Annotated in this window: 13 protein-coding genes; 10 read left to right on the top strand and 3 right to left on the bottom strand. The window is 71.7% G+C overall.

The features are described 5' to 3' along the window. The first annotated feature begins 163 nt into the window (after positions 1–163). From ACFY1L_RS08120 to ACFY1L_RS08135, 4 genes are all read left to right on the top strand, one after another. On the top strand, positions 164–2,893 hold the full coding sequence (locus ACFY1L_RS08120) for a protein kinase (RefSeq protein WP_388819897.1): 2,730 nt from the start codon (positions 164–166) through the stop codon (positions 2,891–2,893). 204 nt (positions 2,894–3,097) lie between these two features. Next, positions 3,098–4,783: a serine/threonine-protein kinase gene (locus ACFY1L_RS08125; RefSeq protein WP_388819900.1), complete on the top strand. Its 1,686-nt coding sequence runs from the start codon at positions 3,098–3,100 to the stop codon at positions 4,781–4,783. A gap of 66 nt (positions 4,784–4,849) precedes the next feature. Continuing rightward, positions 4,850–6,457, top strand: a complete 1,608-nt coding sequence (locus ACFY1L_RS08130) for a serine/threonine-protein kinase (RefSeq protein ID WP_388819903.1) — start codon at positions 4,850–4,852, stop codon at positions 6,455–6,457. Between the two features lie 92 nt (positions 6,458–6,549). Beyond that, a complete protein-coding gene (locus ACFY1L_RS08135; protein WP_388819905.1) occupies positions 6,550–8,169 on the top strand; it encodes a serine/threonine-protein kinase in 1,620 nt (539 codons plus the stop codon). Here ACFY1L_RS08135 and ACFY1L_RS08140 read toward each other — a convergent pair. Next, on the bottom strand, positions 8,166–9,053 hold the full coding sequence (locus ACFY1L_RS08140; RefSeq protein ID WP_388819908.1) for an AraC family transcriptional regulator: 888 nt from the start codon (positions 9,051–9,053) through the stop codon (positions 8,166–8,168). The two genes, ACFY1L_RS08135 and ACFY1L_RS08140, sit on opposite strands and share 4 nt — an antisense overlap. Positions 9,054–9,157: 104 nt before the next feature. On the opposite strand from ACFY1L_RS08140, the gene ACFY1L_RS08145 reads away from it, so the two are divergent. The 4 genes from ACFY1L_RS08145 (at position 9,158) to ACFY1L_RS08160 (ending at position 15,279) form a co-directional block, all read left to right on the top strand. Next, positions 9,158–10,060, top strand: coding sequence for an MBL fold metallo-hydrolase (locus ACFY1L_RS08145; RefSeq protein WP_388819910.1), 903 nt, complete (start codon positions 9,158–9,160; stop codon positions 10,058–10,060). A gap of 43 nt (positions 10,061–10,103) precedes the next feature. After that, the gene (locus ACFY1L_RS08150) at positions 10,104–11,750 is read left to right on the top strand and encodes a serine/threonine-protein kinase (protein WP_388819913.1); all 1,647 of its coding nucleotides are present in this window, start codon (positions 10,104–10,106) and stop codon (positions 11,748–11,750) included. 104 nt (positions 11,751–11,854) lie between these two features. Beyond that, positions 11,855–13,468: a succinic semialdehyde dehydrogenase gene (locus ACFY1L_RS08155; RefSeq protein WP_388819916.1), complete on the top strand. Its 1,614-nt coding sequence runs from the start codon at positions 11,855–11,857 to the stop codon at positions 13,466–13,468. 29 nt (positions 13,469–13,497) lie between these two features. Beyond that, the gene (locus tag ACFY1L_RS08160) at positions 13,498–15,279 is read left to right on the top strand and encodes a GMC family oxidoreductase N-terminal domain-containing protein (protein WP_388819919.1); all 1,782 of its coding nucleotides are present in this window, start codon (positions 13,498–13,500) and stop codon (positions 15,277–15,279) included. A gap of 69 nt (positions 15,280–15,348) precedes the next feature. Here the strand turns inward: ACFY1L_RS08160 and ACFY1L_RS08165 are convergent, their stop codons facing one another. After that, the gene (locus ACFY1L_RS08165; protein ID WP_388819922.1) at positions 15,349–16,377 is read right to left on the bottom strand and encodes an LAETG motif-containing sortase-dependent surface protein; all 1,029 of its coding nucleotides are present in this window, start codon (positions 16,375–16,377) and stop codon (positions 15,349–15,351) included. Between the two features lie 198 nt (positions 16,378–16,575). Between ACFY1L_RS08165 and ACFY1L_RS08170 the strand changes: the two genes are divergently transcribed. Next, positions 16,576–17,709, top strand: a complete 1,134-nt coding sequence (locus tag ACFY1L_RS08170) for a hypothetical protein (protein ID WP_388819925.1) — start codon at positions 16,576–16,578, stop codon at positions 17,707–17,709. Between the two features lie 546 nt (positions 17,710–18,255). Here the strand turns inward: ACFY1L_RS08170 and ACFY1L_RS08175 are convergent. Next, positions 18,256–18,537, bottom strand: a complete 282-nt coding sequence (locus ACFY1L_RS08175; RefSeq protein WP_388819928.1) for a chorismate mutase — start codon at positions 18,535–18,537, stop codon at positions 18,256–18,258. Between the two features lie 334 nt (positions 18,538–18,871). Here ACFY1L_RS08175 and guaA point away from each other — a divergent pair, with 334 nt between their 5' ends. Further along, positions 18,872–20,449 carry a glutamine-hydrolyzing GMP synthase gene (gene guaA, locus ACFY1L_RS08180; RefSeq protein WP_388819931.1) on the top strand — a complete coding sequence of 526 codons (1,578 nt, stop codon included), beginning with the start codon at positions 18,872–18,874 and terminating at the stop codon, positions 20,447–20,449. The last annotated feature ends 10 nt before the right edge of the window (positions 20,450–20,459 follow it).

Here is a 20,459-nt window from a genome sequence, read left to right on the forward strand (position 1 = left end):
AGTGACCGGTCCTGTGTTTGAGGCGTGAGATCTGGGATCCCTCTTTGCGGGTTGCCTCCGGCACGTATCGTGAAGGCTTGCGGACCGTACGCATCCGGGTATGCGTTCGGAACGGGGCGCAAGACGAACGGAATTGACCAACCGGGCGGCTGGGGGAGGCAACGTGGACGACTATGCGGGACGGGTACTCGCCGACCGCTACCGCCTGCCGTTGCCGCCGTCCGACGAGTACGAACTCACCGAGACCCGGGCCTTCGACACCTACAGCGGGCAGGAAGTCCTCGTCAGGCAGGTGCCGTTGCCGGAGGTCGTCGAGGCGGAGGTGCTCGACGCGGAGGGGCTGCCCGACGGGTTCACGGCGCGTGATCCGCGGGACCGCGGGGCGCGGCGGCCCTCCGGGCGCGGTGGTCCCCGGCGGCCCACCGATCCGGCCGTACGGCGTGCGGTCGAGGCCGCGCAGGCCGCGGCGCGGATACCCGACCATCCGCGGCTGGACCAGGTCTTCGACGTCTTCGCCGAGGGCGGTTCGCTGTGGATCGTCAGCGAGTTGGTGGCGGCCCGGCCCTTGGCCGCGCTGCTCGCCGAGAAGCCGCTGACGCCGTACCGGGCGGCCGAGGTCGCCTCCGACGTCCTCATGGCGCTGCGTGTGCTGCACGCGCACGGCTGGGTGCACCGGAACATCACGGCCCGTACGGTGCTCGTCTGCGACGACGGTCGGGTGATGCTGACCGGGCTCGCCGTCGGGGCGGCGGAGGAGGCGCTGTGCGGTTACGACCCGGTGCCGGCGCCGGACGACGACGGAAGTGCCGGGACTCTCGGGGCCGGAGGCGACGGCGGCGCCGGTGGGACCGGTGGAGGCAACGGCTCTGGCGGTCCGGGCAGTTCGGGCACCTTCGGCGGTCCGGGTGCCCAAGGCGGTTTCGGGGCACAGGGCGGGCCGGGGGACGCCGACCCCGAGGCGGCGCGGCGTGCCGCCATCAAGGCTCGGGCAGCCGGCGGGCTGCCGAGCGCCGGGACCGAGACGGCGAACGGAGCGGGGGCGACCGGGGGCTTCGCGCCCAAGGCCCTCGAGAGCGGTGGGGACATCCGGGCCGCGCGGGCCGGGGCGATCGCCGCGTATCGGGCGGGAGCCCGGGCAGCGGCCAGGGTTCAGGAGGCGCAGAACGGTCGTGCGGCACTGCCCGGTGCCCGCCCCGCGCCCGAGGGCGGCCCCGCGGCGGGGCCCGGCGGCCCGGCACAGCCGTACGCAACCGGCGACGTCGTGGAGAGCGCGCCCGGCAGCACTGCGCCTCCGGGCCAGATAGCCGACCCCTACGGCGTGAGCGCCACCTCCTGGCACGGGGCCGCGCCCCGCACCTCGACCGGCGGCGCACCGATGGCCGGGGGCAACGGAGCGGCCCAACTCCCGGGCCACAGCGGGCGTTCGGCGCTGCCGCCCGGGGGCGGTGGCGAGGGCGACGGTGCCTCCTTCGCGTCCGGTGTGTCGGCGCCCGGCCTCGACACGGCGCCTCCGGCGGGGGTTCCGACACAGGCCTCCCACGCTGCCGCCCTGCCCGGTCCCGCCTCCGCCGCAACTCCGCCCAGCCGCTGGGACGACCTGGTGGCCGGCACCCCCGCCGCCCCGCGCGGTCCCGCCACCGCGCTCGCCGCCGAGCGGGCGCGGCAGGCGCGGATGGCCGTCGTGGGCCCGGTGACGGAGCGTTGGGCGCCGGAGCAGGCCGGACCCGTGCACGAGAACTGGCAGTTGGCGCCGCCGATCGGGCCCGCCACCGACCTGTGGGCGCTCGGGGCGCTGCTCTTCAGGGCCGTGCAGGGGCATGCGCCGTATCCGGAGGAGTCGACCGCCGAGCTGGTGCAGATGGTGTGCGCCGAGCCGCCCGCCTTCGCCGAGGAGTGCGGTCCGCTCAGGCCGGTCGTCGAGTCGCTGCTGCGTCAGGACCCCACCGAGCGGCTGGACTTCGAGGAAGTGCGCGGCTGGCTGCGCTCCCTCGTGCGGTCCGCGCCGGAGCCCGATGCCGGTGCGCACGTCGTGGCCGCGCCGCCCGTCGAATCCAGCCGGCTGCCGGTCGTACGGCGGCGGGGCGAGCTGGTGCGCAGGCGGCGCGCGGGGCTGCCCGCGACCACTGCGCACGGGCGGCACAAGCGGGCCAAGGAGCAGACGAAATCCCCGCGTCGGCTCGGCCGGACCCTGCTTGTGCTGATACTGCTCCTGCTGGCCGCCGCGGTCGCGTACGCCGTGATGTTCATGCCGAAGGCCGGCGAGGACGGCGCGGCGGGCAGTGGCCGTACCGGCACCGCGGGGGAGGTGAGCCCCGCCCCCGAGCAGTCGGACCAGGAGGCGAGCAGCGAGCCGCGGCCCGACCAGACCTCGCCCAAGTCCGAGAGCAGTCCGTCGAAGTCGGCCGGGGCGACCGAGACGCAGACCACGGGGCCCGAGGTCGCCAAGGGCTTCACGCTGCGCAAGGACCCCGAGGGCTTCCAGGTCGCCGTGGCCAAGGGCTGGTCCCGCGCGGACAAGAACAGCTGGAACCAGATCGTGTACTCGCACGGCGACTTCGAGCTCATCGTCGTCCCCGGACGGGACGGCGCGGTCACCTACGGCAGCGATCCGATGGCGTACCAGCGGGACACGGAGCACGAGTTGCAGCCGTACCGCAGCTCCAGCTGGGCCACCGCGACCGGGCTTCGCACCGTCACCGTGGGGACGCGGACCATGGCCGAGGGGCAGTTCACCTGGACCGACGACGACGGGCAGGACCTCTATGTGCGCAACCTCGCGATGCTCGTCAACGGGCGGTACCACGTGGTGCAGGTGCGCGGGCCGGAGTCGCAGCGGGACGAGGTGACGAAGCTGTACGAGCAGGCTTCGACTACGTATCAGGTGACCGGCTGATGGACTCGGAGTGACCGACTGATGGACGAAGTGACCGACCGATCCGGCCGGTGAACAGCCCGTGACGGGCCCAGGGGTTGACTCGCGTCACAGCGAAGCGACAACCGTCACAGTGCGGTTTCCTTGGGACCCCCGTGGTTCCCTGGCCGTGGGCCAGTACTTAGTCTGACCCTGTCAAGAGCATTGCGGGGCAACGTGAATCAGATGCAGGGCCAGCTTGTCGCGGGCCGCTACCGGCTCGCCGACTCCATCGGCAGCGGGGGCATGGGCCGGGTGTGGCGTGCGCACGACGAGGTGCTGCACCGTGCCGTCGCGATCAAGGAGTTGACCGCCGCGCTCTACGTCTCCGAGAGCGACCAGGAGCGGCTGCTCGCACGTACACGCGCGGAGGCGCGGGCCGCCGCGCGCATCAACCACTCCGCCGTCGTCACCGTCCATGACGTGCTCGAGCACGACGGCCGGCCGTGGATCGTGATGGAGCTGGTCGAGGGCTACTCGCTGGCGGACGCGGTCAAGGAGCGCGGGCGGGTCGAGCCCGCCGAGGCCGCCCGGATCGGCCTGTGGGTGCTGCGGGCGCTGCGCGCCGCGCACTCCGCCGGTGTCCTGCACCGCGATGTGAAGCCCGGCAACGTGCTCATCGGGCACGACGGGCGCGTGCTCCTCACCGACTTCGGCATCGCCCAGATCGAGGGTGATACGACCATCACCCGCACCGGCGAGGTCGTCGGCTCGGTCGACTACCTGGCCCCCGAGCGCGTCCGCGGCCACGACCCGGGCCCCGCCTCCGACCTGTGGGCGCTCGGCGCCACGCTGTACACGGCGGTGGAGGGCCGCTCGCCGTTCCGGCGCACCTCGCCGCTGTCCACCATGCAGGCGGTCGTCGAGGAGGACGCCGGCGATCCGCAGTACGCGGGCCCCCTCGGACCCGTCCTGACCGCCCTGCTGCACAAGGACCCCGCCGCACGTCCGGGCGCGGCCGAGACCGAACAGCTGCTCGCCGAGGCGGCGGAGGGACGGCGGCCGCACGGGGCACAGGTCTACGTCCCGACGCAGCACACCGGGTCCCGCTACGAGACGACGACCGGCACGGGCCCGCACACCGGCCCCCAGACGGGGCCGCAGACCGGCTCCGCGACGCCGTACCCGCCGGTGACCGGACCGACCGCGTACGGCCCGAACGGGATGGGTCCGGGGCACCCGACCACCATCGGCGCCCCTCCCGCTCCCGCGCCGAAGCGCCGCCGACTGCGCGCCTTCGTGCTCGCGGTCGCGCTCGCCGCGATCGTCGCCGGCGGCACGGCCTATGTGCTGCAGAACGAGGGCCGGCCGAGTGGCTCGGCGGGTCCCTCCGCCTCGCAGAGCCCGTCGCCGACGAGCTCGCCCACGCAGGGCGTCGACGGAACCGCTCCCGCCAACTGGAAACAGTACGACGACCAGTGGGGCTTCAGCATCGACCTGCCCAAGGGCTGGAAGCGGAAGGAAGTCGCCGGCACCGGCGTCGACCCCGACCTCAGACAGGTCGACTACACGCCCGATGGCGGTAAGCACTTCGTTCGCATTGCCATCGACACCTCACCCGACTTCAAGGACGCGTACTCGCACCAGCTGGACCTGGAGCAGCAGCTCCAACGGCTGGTCGACTACAAGCGGGTGCGCATGGAGCAGAACAACTACCGCGACCGCGCCGGCTCCCTGTGGGAGTACACCTGGACCGCGCAGGCGAAGGACACGCCCTTCCCCGGGCCGCGCCGCGCCATCGAGGAGACGTACATGGCCCGCGACGGGTCCGAGTACGCCATCTACATGTCCTCGCCGGCGGCGGACTGGGCGAGGACGAGCAAGCAGTTCAAGTCGGTGCTGCAGGGCTGGCAGGAGAAGACTGCCCAGTGACGTCCTGACGGGGTTGGCCGGTCGCCGCCCCGGAGCCGGTCCGTCCGGTGCGGCATGATGGGGCGCATGGGGACCGAGGGGGAGAACGTCCGCGTCATCGCGGGCCGGTACCGGCTGGAGTCCAGGCTCGGGCGCGGTGGCATGGGCGTGGTGTGGCGGGCGACCGACGAGCTGCTCGGCCGGCAGGTGGCGGTCAAGGAGATCCCCCTCGACATCGACGACGCGCTCTCCGTGGACGAGGCCCGGCGCCAGCGCGACCGCACCCTGCGCGAGGCCCGGGCGGTGGCCCAGCTGCGCCACCCGCACATCATCGTCGTCCATGACGTCGTCGAGCACGACGAACGCCCGTACATCGTCATGGAGTTGATCGACGGCGGCTCCCTCGCCGACCGGATCTCCGCGCGCGGGCCGGTCGACGCGGCCGAGGCCGCCCGTATCGGCATCGCCCTGCTCAGCGCGCTGCGCACGGCGCACGAGGCCGGGGTCCTGCACCGCGACATCAAACCGGCCAACGTCCTGCTGGAGTCCGGCTCGGACCGGGTCGTCCTCACCGACTTCGGCATCGCCCAGGTCGCAGGCGCCACGACGCTCACGGAGACCGGCTCCTTCGTCGGCTCGCCCGAGTACACCGCGCCGGAGCGGATGTCGGGGGCCAGGACCGGGCCCGAGTCCGACCTGTGGTCGCTGGGCGCGCTGCTGTGCACGGCGCTGAGCGGTGAATCGCCGTTCCGGCGCGACTCGTTGGGCGGCATCCTGCACGCCGTCGTCTTCGACGAGATCCGCCCGCCCGTGCAGGCCGGGCCGATCCTTCCCGTCGTACGAGGGCTGTTGGAGCGGGATCCGGACCGGCGGCTGGACGCGGCCGAGGCGGAGCGGATGCTGCGCGCCTTCCGCGACACCGGCCGCTCCCCGCAGCTGCCGCCCGGCTACACGCCGACCCAGCGGGACGTGCCCAGGCCGCCCGCGCCCACACCGCCGGCGCCCACCGTCGAGACCCGGCGCTCCACCCGGGGCGTGCTGGTGGCGGCGCTGCTCGTCGCCGCGATGGCCGGGGCGGGCGTGTCGGCGGCCGCCCTGCTCATGAACCGGGACGGCGCGGACGGGGGCCGTACGCCCACGAGTTCGGCACCGGAGACCTCGGTGAGCGCCTCGGCGTCGTCCGGCACGCCGAGTGCGTCGAGCACGCCCAGTGCGTCGGACACGGCCTCCTCCGCCACCGCGACCCACCCGTCCGCGCCCTCCGGCTACCGCGTCGCCGACGACCCGGCCGGCTTCTCCCTCGCCGTACCGGAGGGCTTCACCCGCAAACCGCAGGGGGAGCGCGTCTTCTACATGTCGTCGGGAGAGACGTTCCGCCTCGGCATCAAGGTCACCGAGCCCGAAGCGGGCGGCCCGCTCGCGGTGATGCGGCGCGCGGCCGCCAAGGGACCCGACAGCAACCCCGGTTACCACGACGGCAAGGTCACCGCGACCACCCGGCACGGACATGACGCGGCCCTCTGGGAGTTCACCTGGAACGGCTTCAGCACGGCGGAGGGCCCGCGTCACACGTACGACCTCTGCTGGGAGGAGGGCGGGCAGATGTACGACGTGTGGGTGTCGGCGCCGGTCGGGAAGGTGCGGGAGGCGAAGGAGTACTTCGACGTCGCGGTCGACACGTTCGCACGTACATAAAGCGGAAATAAGCGGCAGGCCGGGTCACGGGTCTGTGACCGGTGTGCCTTCCGTGTGGAAGCGGAGGCGCGTGGCGCGATATGGATGGACGCATGAGCAACAACGGGGGCACCGGCCACGAGTCCGACGAGACGACGAGTTTTGTTCTGCAACCGCCGAATCAGTCGAACCCGTATGCCGCGCCCACCCAGGTCGTCCCGCCGCAGTCCCAACCCGCGCAGGTGCCGCAGGACCCTGGCACCGGGCGCCTCATCGCGGGCCGTTACCGGCTGCTCGCCAAGCTCGGGCACGGCGGTATGGGCACGGTGTGGCGGGCCAAGGACGAGACGGTGGACCGTGAGGTCGCCGTCAAGGAGCCCCGCGTCCCGGAGCATCTTCCCGAACGCGAACGCGCCAACGCCTTCGAGCGGATGCGCCGCGAGGCACGCGCCGCGGCCCGTCTCGACCATCCGGCGGTGGTCAACGTCCACGACGTGGCCGTGGTCGACGGCCAGCCGTGGATCGTCATGGAGCTGGTGCAGGGCCGTTCGCTGGGCAGCGCGTTGCAGGAGGGCACGCTGGGCGCGCGCGAGGCGGCGCGTGTCGGCCTGGACGTGCTCGGCGCGCTGGAGGCGGCGCACGCGGCGGGCATCCTGCACCGCGACGTCAAGCCCGACAACGTGCTGCTCGGCCGCCACGACCGCGTCGTGCTCACCGACTTCGGTATCGCGCAGATCGAGGGCGAGACCAACCTGACGGACACCGGCGGCTTCGTCGGCTCGCCCGAATACATCGCCCCGGAAAGGGTGTTGGGCCAGCGCCCCGGCCCGGCGTCCGACCTGTGGTCCCTGGGTGTGGTGCTGTACGCGGCCACGGAGGGAGTCTCGCCGTTCCGTCGCAGCAACACGCCGGCCACGCTGCAGTCGGTCCTCAACGCCACGCCGGCGCCGCCCGCTTCGGCGTCCGGACCGCTGGCCCAGGTGATCACGGGCCTGCTGCAGAAGGATCCGGCCAGACGCCCGACCGCCGCCCAGGTCCGTGCGCTGCTCGAGGAGACCGCGAACCCGCCGGCTCCGGCGCCCACGCAGGCCGTGCAGATCGTCGCGGGCCGCGGTGTCCGCCTTGGCCGCAAGGCGTGGTTCGGGATCGGCGCGGGAGTCGTCGCGGCGGCGTTGGCGGCGTTCCTGGTGATCGCGGATCCGTTCGCGGGGCCGCTGCCTGACGGTTGGAAGAAGTACGACCTCGGCACGAAGGTCGGCTCCAGCGTCGGACTGCCCACCACCTTCGTGAAGGCGAAGCCGGACAGCGACTCGGACGGCACCATCGTGAGGTACGCCGACCCGAGCGGAACGGTCTGGGTGACCGTGGACCGGGACATCAAGGCCGACGACAAGAACAACGAGATCCCCGAGTCGGCGCCGGCCAGGGCCTTCGCCGAGTGGGCGACGCTCAAGGACGGGGAGTATTCCTGGGGTCTCGCCGACGATCCCGCCCCCAAGGGCGAGCCGAAGGAGACCACGTACAAGGACCACAAGGCCGCCGAGAACACGATCGTCTACACGTCCGAGGACACCCCGCAGCTGCGCGAGGCGCAGGTTCTCTACTACCGCGCGGGCAACGGCGACATGTACCGGCTGTGGATCGACTACCCGGGCAAGGGCAGCTACTTCACCGCGGAGGGCAGGAAGATCGCCAGTACGGTCCTGGCGAACTGGGACGTCCACAACCTCTAACCGGCCCGGTACCGCCCCGGCGTGACCCCGAACTCCCGGCTGAACGCATGCGACAGGGCGTACGGCGTCCCGTACCCCGTCTCCCGTGCCACCGCCGCCAGCGGTGCGTCCGTCTCCCGCAGCCGGGTCGCCGCCAGGGTCAGCCGCCACCACGTCAGGTAGGCCATCGGCGGCCGTCCGACCAGGGCGGTGAACCGCCGGGCCAGGGTGGCCCGGGACACGCCCGCCTCCGCGGCCAGGCGGTCGTTGGTCCAGGCGGCCGCCGGGTCGGAGTGCAGGGCGCGCAGGGCGGACGTGGTCACCGGGTCGCTGAGCACGGAGGGCCAGGCCCCGGCGCTCGCCTCGTCCATCCACGCCCGGACCATGTAGATCAGCAGCAGGTCGAGCAGGCTCGGCAGGGCCAGGCACGACCCCGGGCGCCGCTCGTCGAGTTCGCGCGCCAACAGGTCCACGGCGGCGCGGAGTTCAGGATGCGAGCCGACCCGGTTCGGCAGATGGACGACCTGCGGCAGCTCCTTCAGCAGCGGGTGCACACGGCTGCGGTCGAGCCGGTACTTGCCGCACAGCAGCTCCACCTCGCGCCCGCCCGGCGCCCCCGCCGGCCGCCGCATCTCCTCGAACGGAACCGCACGCGCCGTATCGCTCGGAGCGTCCGCCAGCACATGACCGGCCCCGTGCGGCAGCAGTACGACGTCCCCCGCGCCCAGCGTCACCGGCTCACCGCCCCCGTCGGGCTGCAGCCAGCAGCCGCCCGCGAGGACGACATGGAACCCGGCGCCCTCGTACGGCGCGAGCCGCGTGCACCAGCTGCCGCCGACCCGCAGCCGGTTCGAGGAGGGCTGTCCGATGCGTACGGCGGAGATCGCGTCGCTCACCACGTCCATGACGGCAGCCTACTCCGCGACGCGATCGGGGGTGAGACGCTTACGTATCCGATCGAGCAGATCAGGCATTGGAATGCTCAGCTGCTGCTCCTACCGTCTTTGGCATGGCTGATGAGAACACGCAGAGTTTCGTGATCGGGGACGTCGAGGTCGTCCGGGTCGTCGAGTGGCAGGCGCCGTACGCGCCCGCCCGGGACCTCGTTCCGGGCGTCGGCCCCGAGGTGTGGCAGGGCAACCGGGAGCTGCTGGCCCCCGACCACTGGGAGCCCGACAGCGACCGGGCCGTGGTCGCGCTGCAGACGTGGGTCGTGCGCAGTGGGGGACGCACCGTGCTCGTCGACACCGGGGTCGGCAACGGCCGCGAGCGACCGGGCAACCCCCTCTTCCACCAGCGGGAGGGCGACTTCCCGGACCGACTGGCGCGGACGGGCGTGCGGCTCGAGGACGTCGACGTCGTCGTCAACACGCACATCCACGGCGACCACGTCGGCTGGAACACCCGGGACGCGGACGGGAGTTGGGTGCCCATGTTCGCCGACGCCACCTACCTCCTCCCGGCCGCCGACGACCGCCACTTCGGCCCCGACGGCGGCTACGGCGGCGGAGTGCGCCCGGACGACCGACTGACGTACGAGGACAGCATCGCGCCCGTGCACAAGGCCGGACAGGCCGTGCTGTGGGACGGCGAGTACCGCATCGACGACCACCTGACCCTGGAGTCCGCCCCCGGTCACACGCCCGGCTCGTCCGTCCTGCGCGTCGCCTCCCGCGGTGAACAGGCCGTATTCGTCGGCGACTTGCTGCACAGCCCGGTCCAGATCCTGCACCCCGAGTGCAGCAGCTGCTTCTGCCTGGACCCGCGGCAGGCGGTGGTCAGTCGACGCCGGATTCTGGAACGGGCCGCCGATCAGGGCGAGTTGGTGATCCCCGCGCACTTCGGAGGTTCGGGGGTGGTGGAGGTACGGCGGCAGGGCGCGTCCTTCGACCTCGCCAACTGGACGCCGTAGGCCCTCGTCGACAAGGCCGCGTCCCGCAGGGTACTGATGGGGCATGAGTGCAGGCGGCGAACATACGCGCGACGGTCGGCTGGTCGGCGGGCGCTACCGGCTGGCCGAGCGCGTCGGCTCCGGCGGGATGGGCACCGTCTGGCGGGCGTACGACGAACTCGTGCAGCGCGACGTCGCCGTCAAGCAGCCTCGGCTGCCGGGCGATCCGGAGGACGAGGCCCACCGGCGGGCCGCCGGCCGCCTCTACCGCGAGGCCCGCGCCGCCGCCCGCGTCGACCACCCGGCCGCCGTCTCCATCCATGACGTGGTCGTGGAGGAGGACGGACTCCCCTGGATCGTCATGGAGTTGATCCGCGGCGAGTCCCTCCACCAGGTCCTCGAACGCGGCCCGGTCGACGCCCCCGAAGTCGCCCGTATCGGCCTCGCCGTCCTCGGCGCCCTGCGCGCCGCGCACGCGGTCGGGATCGTCCACCGCGACGTGAAACCCGCCAACGTGCTGCTCGGCCCGCACGGCCGCGTCGTCCTCACCGACTTCGGCATCGCCCACGTCCAGGGCGAGGAATCCCTCACCGTGAGCGGGGAGTTCGTCGGCTCGCTGGAGTTCGTGGCCCCGGAACGGATGTCGGGCCCGGGCGCCGGACCCGCCTCCGACCTCTGGTCCCTGGGCGTGCTCCTCTACGCCGCCGTGGAAGGGGAATCCCCGTTCCGGCGTACGACGCTGGAGTCCACGCTCGCCGCGGTCATCGCCGCCGAACCGCCCGAGCCGAAACAGGCCGGTCCGCTGGGCCCGCTGATCGCCCGTCTGCTGGTGAAGGATCCCGAGCGGCGGCCGGCGGCGGAGGAGACCGCCGCGGCGCTGGAGGCGGTGGCGGAGGGCCGGCCCGTACCGGAGGGCGGTCCGGACGGGAAGGAGACGGAGGCTCAGGACACCTCGGGTCTGCGGGAGTTCGCGGAGGACGTGGGCACCGTACGACTGGCGGCCGAGCCCGTGCCGGACCCACCGGCCGCCGAAAAACCGGAACCCGAACCCGCCGCGGATCCTGTACGGCCCCGCGCACGCCCGCTCCTGCGCCACCCCGCCCCCCTCGCCCTGCTCGGCGCTCTCCTCGTCGGCGGCGGCTGGCTCGGCGCGTCCCACTTCGGCGACTCCGGCGACAGCGCGGTCACCGGGCACACCGCCACCTACAGCTCGGCCCCCGCGACCGCCGCCTGGACTTCGCACCCCGAGAAGGCGATGAAGGCGGTGCTCTACCTGCCCCGTCCGTACACGCGCTCCGCGGGCGAAGGCCCCGGCGACGGCCGCCCGCGCTTCGCCGTGTACACCTCCGGCGACCTCCAGGTCCGGCTCGGCCAGTGGGACGTGGCACCCGGCTCACCCCTGGAGGAGGCGAAGCGGACCGCGGCAACCCTGGGGGAGCTGGGCCGCTCCGAGAGCCAGTACACCGACACCACCTTCCGCGGCGATCCCGCAGTCCAGGCCGACACCACCTACGAGCGGGACGGCACGCCGACACGGGTCATGCAGCTCATCGTCCGCACCGACGACAACCGCATGTACGAACTGCGCGTCGACATGCCCAAGGGCACGGCGGACGAGAAGAAGGGCACGGCGCTCTTCAAGGGCGCGCGTGACCGCCTCGTGATCGGAAAAAGCCGAACCACCTCCGGCCGTACCCGCACAACCCCCTGATCAGCGCAAACCTTGCCAGTGTCCACTGGCGCCGTGTGAGCACCCGGTGAAGCCGCGTTACCGACGGGTACCCAAAGCCTCCGTCGCGTCATACCCTGCGCCTCATGACGGAAGCGCATGCCCAGGCCAAGACCGGCACGAACCCCCTCGCCCCCGCCCCCGAGGGCGTCCGCACCGCCGCCGACGTGGTCACGCCAGAGCTGGTCGCCCAGCTCACCAAGGGCGTGGTCGGCTCCGGGCGTACCGCCAACCACACGCCGTTCACCGGCGAGAAGCTGGCCGACCTGCCGGAGTCCACGCCCGAGGACGTGGCCAAGGCCTACGAGGCGGCCCGCGCGGCACAGGCCGTGTGGGCGCAGACGCCGGTCCGGCAGCGCGCGGCGGTCCTGCTGCGCTTCCACGACCTGGTGCTGGCCCGCCAGGCGGAGGTCCTCGACCTGATCCAGCTGGAGACCGGCAAGGCCCGCCTGCACGCCCACGAGGAGGTCCAGGCCGTCGCGGTCGCGGCCCGCCACTACGGCCGCCGCGCCGCCGCCTACCTGAAGCCGAAGCGCCACGCGGGCGCCATGCCGACGCTGACGAAGGTCACCGAACTCCGCCACCCGCGCGGCGTGGTCGGCCAGATCGCCCCCTGGAACTACCCCCTGGAGCTCTCGGTCGGCGACGCGCTCCCGGCCTTCGTGGCGGGCAACGCGGTCGTCATGAAGCCGGACACCGAGACCTGCCTGACCGCCCTCTGGGCCCGCGACCTGCTCATCGAGGCCGGTCTCCCGGCCGACGTCTTCCAGGTCGTCCTCGGCGAAGGCCCGGTCGTCGGCCCGGAAGTGGTCCGGCACGCCGACTACGTCTCCTTCACCGGCTCCACCCGCACCGGCCGCGAGGTCGCCCAGGGCGCCGCCGCCCGCCTGGTCGGCGTCTCCCTCGAACTCGGCGGCAAGAACGCCATGCTGGTCCTGGAGGACGCCGACATCGAGAAGGCGGCCGCCGGCGCGGTGCGCGCCTGCTTCTCCTCCGCGGGCCAACTGTGCATCTCCATCGAGCGGTTGTACGTCCACGAGTCGATCGCCGACACCTTCCTGGAGCGCTTCGCCACCCGCACCAAGGCCATGCGCCTCGGCAAGTCCCTCGCCTACGGCGCCGACATGGGCTCCCTGGTCGGCGAACGCCAGCTGGAGACGGTCACCCGCCATGTCGAGGAGGCGGTGGCGAAGGGCGCGAAGGTCGTCGCCGGTGGCACCGCCCGCCCGGACATCGGCCCGTACTTCTTCGAGCCGACGATCCTCGACGGTGTCACCGAGCCCATGTCGGTGTGCTCGGAGGAGACCTTCGGCCCGGTCGTCTCGATCTACCGCTTCAAGACCGACGACGAGGCGATCGAGCACGCCAACTCCACGCCGTACGGCCTGAATTCCTCGGTCTGGACGAAGAACGGCAGTCGCGGCCGGGAGGTCGCCGCCCGCCTCCGCACCGGCACGGTCAACGTCAACGAGGGCTACGCCCCCGCCTACGGCAGCGTCCAGTCCCCGATGGGCGGCATGAAGGACTCGGGCCTCGGCCGCCGCCACGGCTCGGAGGGAATCCTCAAGTACACGGAGGCCCAGACGGTCGCCCAGCAGCGCCTGCTGCCCATGGCCCCCTCGCTGGGCATGAACGACGAGAAGTACGCGGAGTTCATGAGCCGCAGCCTCCGGCTGATGAAGGCTTTCCGGTTCCGGTAAATCGCACCCGTTCTCAACGAGGAGAGCACGTGTCCCAGGACGCTTACGACTACGACGTCATCGTCGTCGGCTCAGGCTTCGGCGGCTCGGTGACCGCCCTGCGGCTGACAGAAAAGGGCTACCGCGTAGGCGTCCTGGAGGCCGGCCGCCGCTTCACCCGCGACTCCCTCCCCAAGAACTCCTGGGACCTCAGGAACTACCTCTGGGCCCCCAAACTCGGCATGTTCGGAATCCAGCGCATCCACCTGCTGGGCAACGTCATGGTCCTGGCCGGCGCAGGCGTCGGCGGCGGCTCCCTCAACTACGCCAACACCCTCTACGTACCGCCGAAGCCCTTCTTCGACGACCCGCAGTGGCGTGACATCACCGACTGGCAGGAGGAGCTGAAGCCGTACTACGACCAGGCGCAGCGCATGCTCGGCGTACGGCTCAACCCGACGATGACCCCGTCCGACGTCCACCTGAAGGCGGCGGCCGAGCGGATGGGCGTCGGCGACACCTTCCACATGGCCCCGGTCGGAGTCTTCTTCGGCGACGGGAAAGACGCCGAGGGGAAGTCGAAGGCGGCGCCCGGCGGGCAGGTGGACGACCCCTACTTCGGCGGCGCGGGCCCGTCCCGCAAGGCGTGCACCGAGTGCGGCGAGTGCATGACCGGCTGCCGCCACGGCGCGAAGAACACCCTCAACGAGAACTACCTCTACCTCGCCGAGAAGGCGGGCGCGGTCGTGCACCCCATGACCACGGTGGTCTCGATCACGGACGACTCGCAGGGCGGATACGCGGTCGCCACTCTCCCGACCGACGACCGCCGCAAGTCGTCGAAGGGCCGCACCTTCAAGGCCCGCCGGGTGGTGCTGGCGGCCGGCACCTACGGCACCCAGACCCTGCTGCACCGTATGAAGGCGGGCGGCCAACTCCCGTACATCTCGGAGAAGTTGGGCGAACTGACCCGTACGAACTCCGAGGCGCTGGTCGGTGCCCAGACCGACAACCGCCGCTACCGCAAGGCGACCGGCGAGCCGAAGGTCGACTTCACCCGCGGAGTCGCCATCACCTCGTCCATCCACCCGGACGAGAACACCCACATCGAGCCGGTCCGCTACGGCAAGGGCTCCAACTCGATGGGCAGCCTGTCCATCCTGCAGGTGCCGTACGCGGAAGGCTCGTCGAGGGTCATGGGCTGGCTCGCGAACGCGGCCCGCCACCCCCTCCTCGTGCTGCGCTCCCTCTCCAACCGCCGCTGGTCGGAGAAGACCATCATCGGCCTGGTGATGCAGTCGCTGGACAACTCCCTGACGACGTATCTGAAACCGGACGGCGTCGGCAAGGGCCTGCTCACCGCCCGCCAGGGCCACGGCGCCCCCAACCCCAAGCAGATCAAGGCCGCTTCGGAGAGCGCGTCCGTCATCGCCGCCGACATCAACGGCTTCGCGGGTTCGAACGTCGGCGAGCTCATGGGCACGCCCCTCACCGCCCACTTCCTCGGCGGCTGCCCGATCGGTTCCTCCCGCGAGACCGGTGTGATCGACCCGTATCACCGCCTCTACGGCCACCCCGGCATCTCCGTCGTCGACGGCGCCGCGGTCTCGGCCAACCTGGGTGTGAACCCCTCCCTCACGATCACCGCCCAGGCCGAGCGCGCGATGTCGTACTGGCCCAACAAGGGCGAGGAGGACCCGCGTCCGGAGCAGGGAGCGGCGTACGAGCGCCTGAAGCCGGTCGAGCCGCAGGCTCCGGCGGTCCCGGCGGAGGCGTTCGGGGCACTGAAGCTGCCGTTCCTGGGGATGCCGGCGGTGCCGCCGAAGAAGTGACGGCAAAGAGAGAAGGACCCGCACCCCCCTCCGAGTGCAGGTCCTTCTCTTTCTTGCAGTGAGCTTTGGTTACGCGTTGGCGCCGGCCTTGCGGCGACGCACCGCGAACACCGCGCCGGCACCGGCGACGACGGCGACGCCGCCGACGAGGCCGATCACGGGCAGCGCCGAGCTGGAACCGGTGTCGGCGAGGTTGCCGGTCGGCAGGTCGGAGACCTCACCCTGCGGCTTCTTCACCGAGTCCTTGCTGCCCTTGTCGCTCGGGGTGGCGGAGCCCGGGTCCGGGTTGGCCGAACCGGCCTTCAGCACCTCGAAGTCGTACTGTGCCCATCCCTCGGCGATGCAGTCCTGCCCGTCGACGTTGTCGAGGTAGGCGCCGGAACCGAAGGAGTAGGCGTCGCCCGCCGGGGCCTTGGAGCTGATGCTGACGCGCAGGTCGACCGACTGGCTCTTGCCGGCCTTCAGCTCGTCGACGTAGAAGAAGTAGTCACCGGCCCAGTCGTCCGAGCCGATGCGGTCCCAGGAACCCGTCTCGGGGTTCTTGAACTCCAGGTCGACGTACGGGCTCAGGAACTTCGACTCGTCGACCTCGTAGTTCTCCACCTCGGCGTAGAAGGCGACGCCGTCGATGGTGGTCTTCGCCTCGTTGGTGACGACCAGCTTGAAGTTGTGGAAACCGTCACCCGCGACGATCTTGCCCGGCAGGCCCTTGATGTCCGCGGACACCTTCGCGTCGCTGAAGTCCTCGTCGAGGTCGTCGCAGTACGGGACGTCCGGGTCGCTCGGGTCCTCGCTCGGCTCGGCCGTCTCGGAGGGCTCGGGCGAGCTCGACTCGCTCTCGGTGGCGCTCGGGCTGGGCGTCGTGGACGTCGAGTCGGTCGGCGCGGCAGAGGTGGTGCTGTCGGTCGGCAGACCGGTGTCGGTCGGCGTCGCGGTGGCGGTGTCGCTCGGCGTCTCGCTCGGCGTCTCCGTCGCGGTCTCGCCGGCGGGCGCGGCGGGCGTCTCGCCGTCGGCGAACGCGGCGGGCGCGGACAGCAGCGCGAGGGGAGCGAGGACCGCGGTCGCGGCCGCGACACCCATGGCACGGCGAAGCTTCATGAAAACCTCAAGGGAGTCCAGTGTGGAGGGCTCCGCGTGTGGGGCGCGGGTGTGGCCCTTGGTTCGTCAGGTTGGATCCGTGAAGCCTGTGAATGGTTGTGCCTGCCTTCACAGATTTTTTATGTGCCCTGCATCACGTACGCTCTGCTGCTCGACAGACGCCCCACAGTTCGAGTGACGCAGAAAGGTGCCCGCGCCGTGGTCGACAAACCGTCCGACGAGCCGAGATCCGGTTCCGGCGAGGATCCCTCCATACCCGACGAGGTGTGGGAGCAGTTCCTCAAGGACCACGGCTCCGCGCCCAAGGAGCCTTCCGCACGCGCCCGCATGGTCACCGAGCGGCTGCGGCAGCAGGACGCCCGGGGCGAGTCGCCCGAGGGCTGGCGCACCGGGCCGGCCCGGCAGGACGGCGGGCGCGCGGGACGGCGCCGCAAGGTGTGGGGAGTGCTCGGCGTGCTCGTCGCCGCCGCCGTGGCCGTCGTGGCGATCAAGCCGTCGCTCCTGCCCGGCGACCCCTTCGGCACCGGCAGTCCCGAGCCGGCCGCAGCCTCACCCCTCCCCGCCGAAACGGCCGCCCCCACCGCCCCGCCCTCCTCCGCCGACCCCCAAGTGCCCACCCTGGCCCGTCCGTTCGCCGGTTCCCCGGCCGAACGCTGGGCCGACGGCACTGCGGGCATCGTCCTGCCGAAGGCGACCTCTGTCGGCTCCCTCTCCAAGGCGCAGGTCGAACAAGCCCTCCAGCAGGCCCGCACGCTCCTGACCGACGCGAACCTCAACGCGGCCACCCTGCGCGGCGAACGCCCCGCCACCGCGCTCGGCGTGATCGAACCTCGGCAGAAGGACCTGCTGACCCGGCTGAACACCTCGCTGAAGAAGCCGGACGAGAAGCACGACCCGCTGCTGATGTTCAGCCGCTTCGACCCCGCCGAGATCAAGCTCGTCGGTGACGTGGTCAAGACCCGCGGCCGCATGACCTTCAAGGCCGGCGAACAGGCCTCCGTCGCCGTCCACGCCGACTACACCTTCGTCTATCCGGTGGTGAAGACCGGCGGTTCGAAGGAGGTCACCCGCACCATCGTCCGCCGCGTCCTCGACATCGAGATGTCCGACCCGGCCAAGTACCGGGTCACGCCCGGCCGGATCGCCGTCGTCCGCTACGACCAGGAGATCGGCAACTCCGCCTGCGACGTCTACGACGGCTATCTGCACCCCCACTTCCACTCGGACGGCCCGTCCGGCGCGCCGTCCGGCCCGACGACGGACCCGTACGACCGCAGCAAGGGCATCGACGACAACCGCACCGAGGGCTGCGGGACGGTGTCCCGGGTCTGACCGCAACGGATGTGCGAAGGGCCCCGCGGGACTTGGCCGCGGGGCCCTTCTCCGTCAGCACCGACGTCAGGGCAGCGCCGGTGCCTGGGAGCGGCGCCGGGGGGTTGCGCCGCTTGCCCTGTGTGCCCTGGGTGGCCGCTCCGGCGCGCATGGGGCGCACGGATGGTCTTGACCTCTGGAGGTGCGGAAGTGCAGGGCAATGCAGTTGTCTGCGGGGGGACTTGGGGCTTTCTACGCATCGTGCTGGATGGGCGGGACCTCCGCAACCGTTTGACCCAGAGTTATGCATTTTTGCATTTTCCGCCGGTCGGCCCCGGGCGTCCCCGGAGCCGACCGTTCTCTTGGGTGACCGGGCTGCTGTCCCCTGCCGTCCGGTCACAACCCTGGAGCGAGGTCCCACGACGTACGGCACGACCCGTGCGTCTCATCGCTCCAGCAAGCCACGCGTGGTTCTTTCGGGCCCGCCCCTGGCTGGCACGGACACCACCACCAACGAAGGGGTTCCCGGGGCGGTCACGCGCCGTACGGGTGAGAAGGGGCCCGAACTCAGATGCGACCCCGGCACAGTTCGAGGAGCGTCATGGCCAGGGACGTACCGGGCTTGCCGAGCGCCTCGCTGTAGTGGTTGAGGATGTCCATCTCGCGGGAGAGGTTCACGCGCCGGCCGCCGGAGGTGATCCGCGCCTCCTGGATCACGTCGGAGACGGCCATCCGTTCCTGGATCAGGCCGATGATCCGGTCGTCCAGGGCGTCGATGCGTTCGCGGGCGCCGGTGATCACGTCGGCGGCCTCGGGGGTACGGGCGCCGGTCACGTCGATGGCGGTCATGGGGGCTCCTCGTCGGAAGTGGGTTTCGGGCGGAGGTGCCCCGGAGCGGCAGGATCCGGAGGGAAACGACAGGCGCCCCGGACCTTGTCGGCCCGGGGCGCCTGGGAAGTCGCTTGTCAGTAGCTCAAGCAGCACGACCATGGCAGCCGGCGGGCCGGGTGCCATAGGTAAAGAGGAAGGTCGGGTGCGGAAGCATGGGAGCAGTATGCCGTGCCTTCCGAAGGTGTCCAACCCGGTTCGCATCCTGAGACGGGGCTTGGCCCGGGGGTGGTCCCGCCGAGCCCGGTAGACTCGGCCCCACACACACCCCTCGCTCACCGCCGGAAGGCAACCCGTGTCATCAGCGACCCCCGCCGCCGCCCCCGACACCGTCCTGGTCGTCGACTTCGGCGCGCAGTACGCCCAGCTCATCGCCCGTCGCGTCCGCGAGGCCCGGGTCTACAGCGAGATCGTGCCGAGCACCATGCCGGTCGCGGAGATGCTCGCCAAGAACCCTGCGGCGATCATCCTCTCCGGCGGCCCCTCGTCCGTGTACGAGGAGGGCGCCCCCCGCCTCGACCGCGCGATCTTCGAGGCCGGCGTCCCCGTGTTCGGCATGTGCTACGGCTTCCAGCTGATGGCACAGTCCCTCGGCGGCACGGTGGACAACACCGGCGCCCGCGAGTACGGCCGTACGGATCTGCACGTATCGAAGTCGTCCTCCACCCTCTTCGAGGGCACCCCCGCCGAGCAGGCGGTCTGGATGTCCCACGGCGACGCCTGCTCCGCCGCCCCCGAGGGCTTCTCGGTGACGGCCTCCACGGACGTCGTCCCCGTCGCCGCCTTCGAGGACGACGAGAAGAAGCTGTACGGCGTCCAGTACCACCCGGAGGTCATGCACTCGACGCACGGCCAGCAGGTGCTGGAGCACTTCCTGTACCGCGGCGCCGGCCTCCAGCCGAACTGGACGACCGGGAACGTGATCGAGGAGCAGGTCGAGGCCATCCGCGAACTGGTCGGCGACAAGCGCGCCATCTGCGGTCTGTCCGGCGGCGTCGACTCCGCCGTGGCCGCCGCGCTGGTCCAGAAAGCCATCGGCTCCCAGCTGACCTGTGTGTACGTCGACCACGGTCTGATGCGCAAGGGCGAGACCGAGCAGGTCGAGAAGGACTTCGTGGCCGCGACCGGCGTACAGCTGAAGGTCGTGGACGCGGAGGAGCGCTTCCTGACCGCCCTGAAGGGCGTCTCCGACCCCGAGGAGAAGCGGAAGATCATCGGCCGCGAGTTCATCCGGGTCTTCGAGCAGGCGCAGGCGGAGATCATCGCGGACGCGGGCCCGGCGGTGGAGTTCCTCGTCCAGGGCACCCTGTACCCGGACGTGGTCGAGTCCGGCGGCGGTACCGGCACCGCCAACATCAAGTCCCACCACAACGTCGGCGGCCTCCCCGAGGACCTCGAGTTCAAGCTCGTCGAGCCGCTGCGCAAGCTGTTCAAGGACGAGGTCCGGATGGTCGGCCAGGAGCTGGGCCTGCCGGACGAGATCGTCCAGCGCCAGCCGTTCCCCGGCCCGGGTCTCGGCATCCGGATCGTCGGCGAGGTCACGAAGGAGCGTCTCGACCTCCTCCGCGAGGCCGACGCCATTGCCCGCGAGGAGCTCACGGCCGCCGGCCTCGACCGCGACATCTGGCAGTGCCCGGTGGTCCTCCTCGCGGACGTCCGCTCGGTCGGCGTCCAGGGCGACGGCCGCACCTACGGCCACCCGATCGTGCTGCGCCCGGTGTCCAGCGAGGACGCCATGACGGCCGACTGGTCGCGGCTGCCGTACGACGTCCTCGCGAAGATCTCGACCCGCATCACGAACGAGGTCAAGGACGTCAACCGCGTGGTCCTCGACGTGACGTCGAAGCCGCCGGGCACGATCGAGTGGGAGTAGTCCCCTGTCG

It is taken from the genome of Streptomyces sp. NPDC001663 (assembly GCF_042893105.1).
GTDB lineage: Bacteria > Actinomycetota > Actinomycetes > Streptomycetales > Streptomycetaceae > Streptomyces.

Bases quoted from the DNA above. Each gene is read 5' to 3' on its own strand.
- ACFY1L_RS08125 (WP_388819900.1), top strand. From the start codon at position 3,098: ATGCAGGGCCAGCTTGTCGCGGGCCGCTACCGGCTCGCCGACTCCATC.
- ACFY1L_RS08130 (WP_388819903.1), top strand. From the start codon at position 4,850: ATGGGGACCGAGGGGGAGAACGTCCGCGTCATCGCGGGCCGGTACCGG.
- ACFY1L_RS08135 (WP_388819905.1), top strand. From the start codon at position 6,550: ATGAGCAACAACGGGGGCACCGGCCACGAGTCCGACGAGACGACGAGT.
- ACFY1L_RS08140 (WP_388819908.1), bottom strand. From the start codon at position 9,053: ATGGACGTGGTGAGCGACGCGATCTCCGCCGTACGCATCGGACAGCCC.
- ACFY1L_RS08145 (WP_388819910.1), top strand. From the start codon at position 9,158: ATGGCTGATGAGAACACGCAGAGTTTCGTGATCGGGGACGTCGAGGTC.
- ACFY1L_RS08150 (WP_388819913.1), top strand. From the start codon at position 10,104: ATGAGTGCAGGCGGCGAACATACGCGCGACGGTCGGCTGGTCGGCGGG.
- ACFY1L_RS08155 (WP_388819916.1), top strand. From the start codon at position 11,855: ATGACGGAAGCGCATGCCCAGGCCAAGACCGGCACGAACCCCCTCGCC.
- ACFY1L_RS08165 (WP_388819922.1), bottom strand. From the start codon at position 16,377: ATGAAGCTTCGCCGTGCCATGGGTGTCGCGGCCGCGACCGCGGTCCTC.
- ACFY1L_RS08175 (WP_388819928.1), bottom strand. From the start codon at position 18,537: ATGACCGCCATCGACGTGACCGGCGCCCGTACCCCCGAGGCCGCCGAC.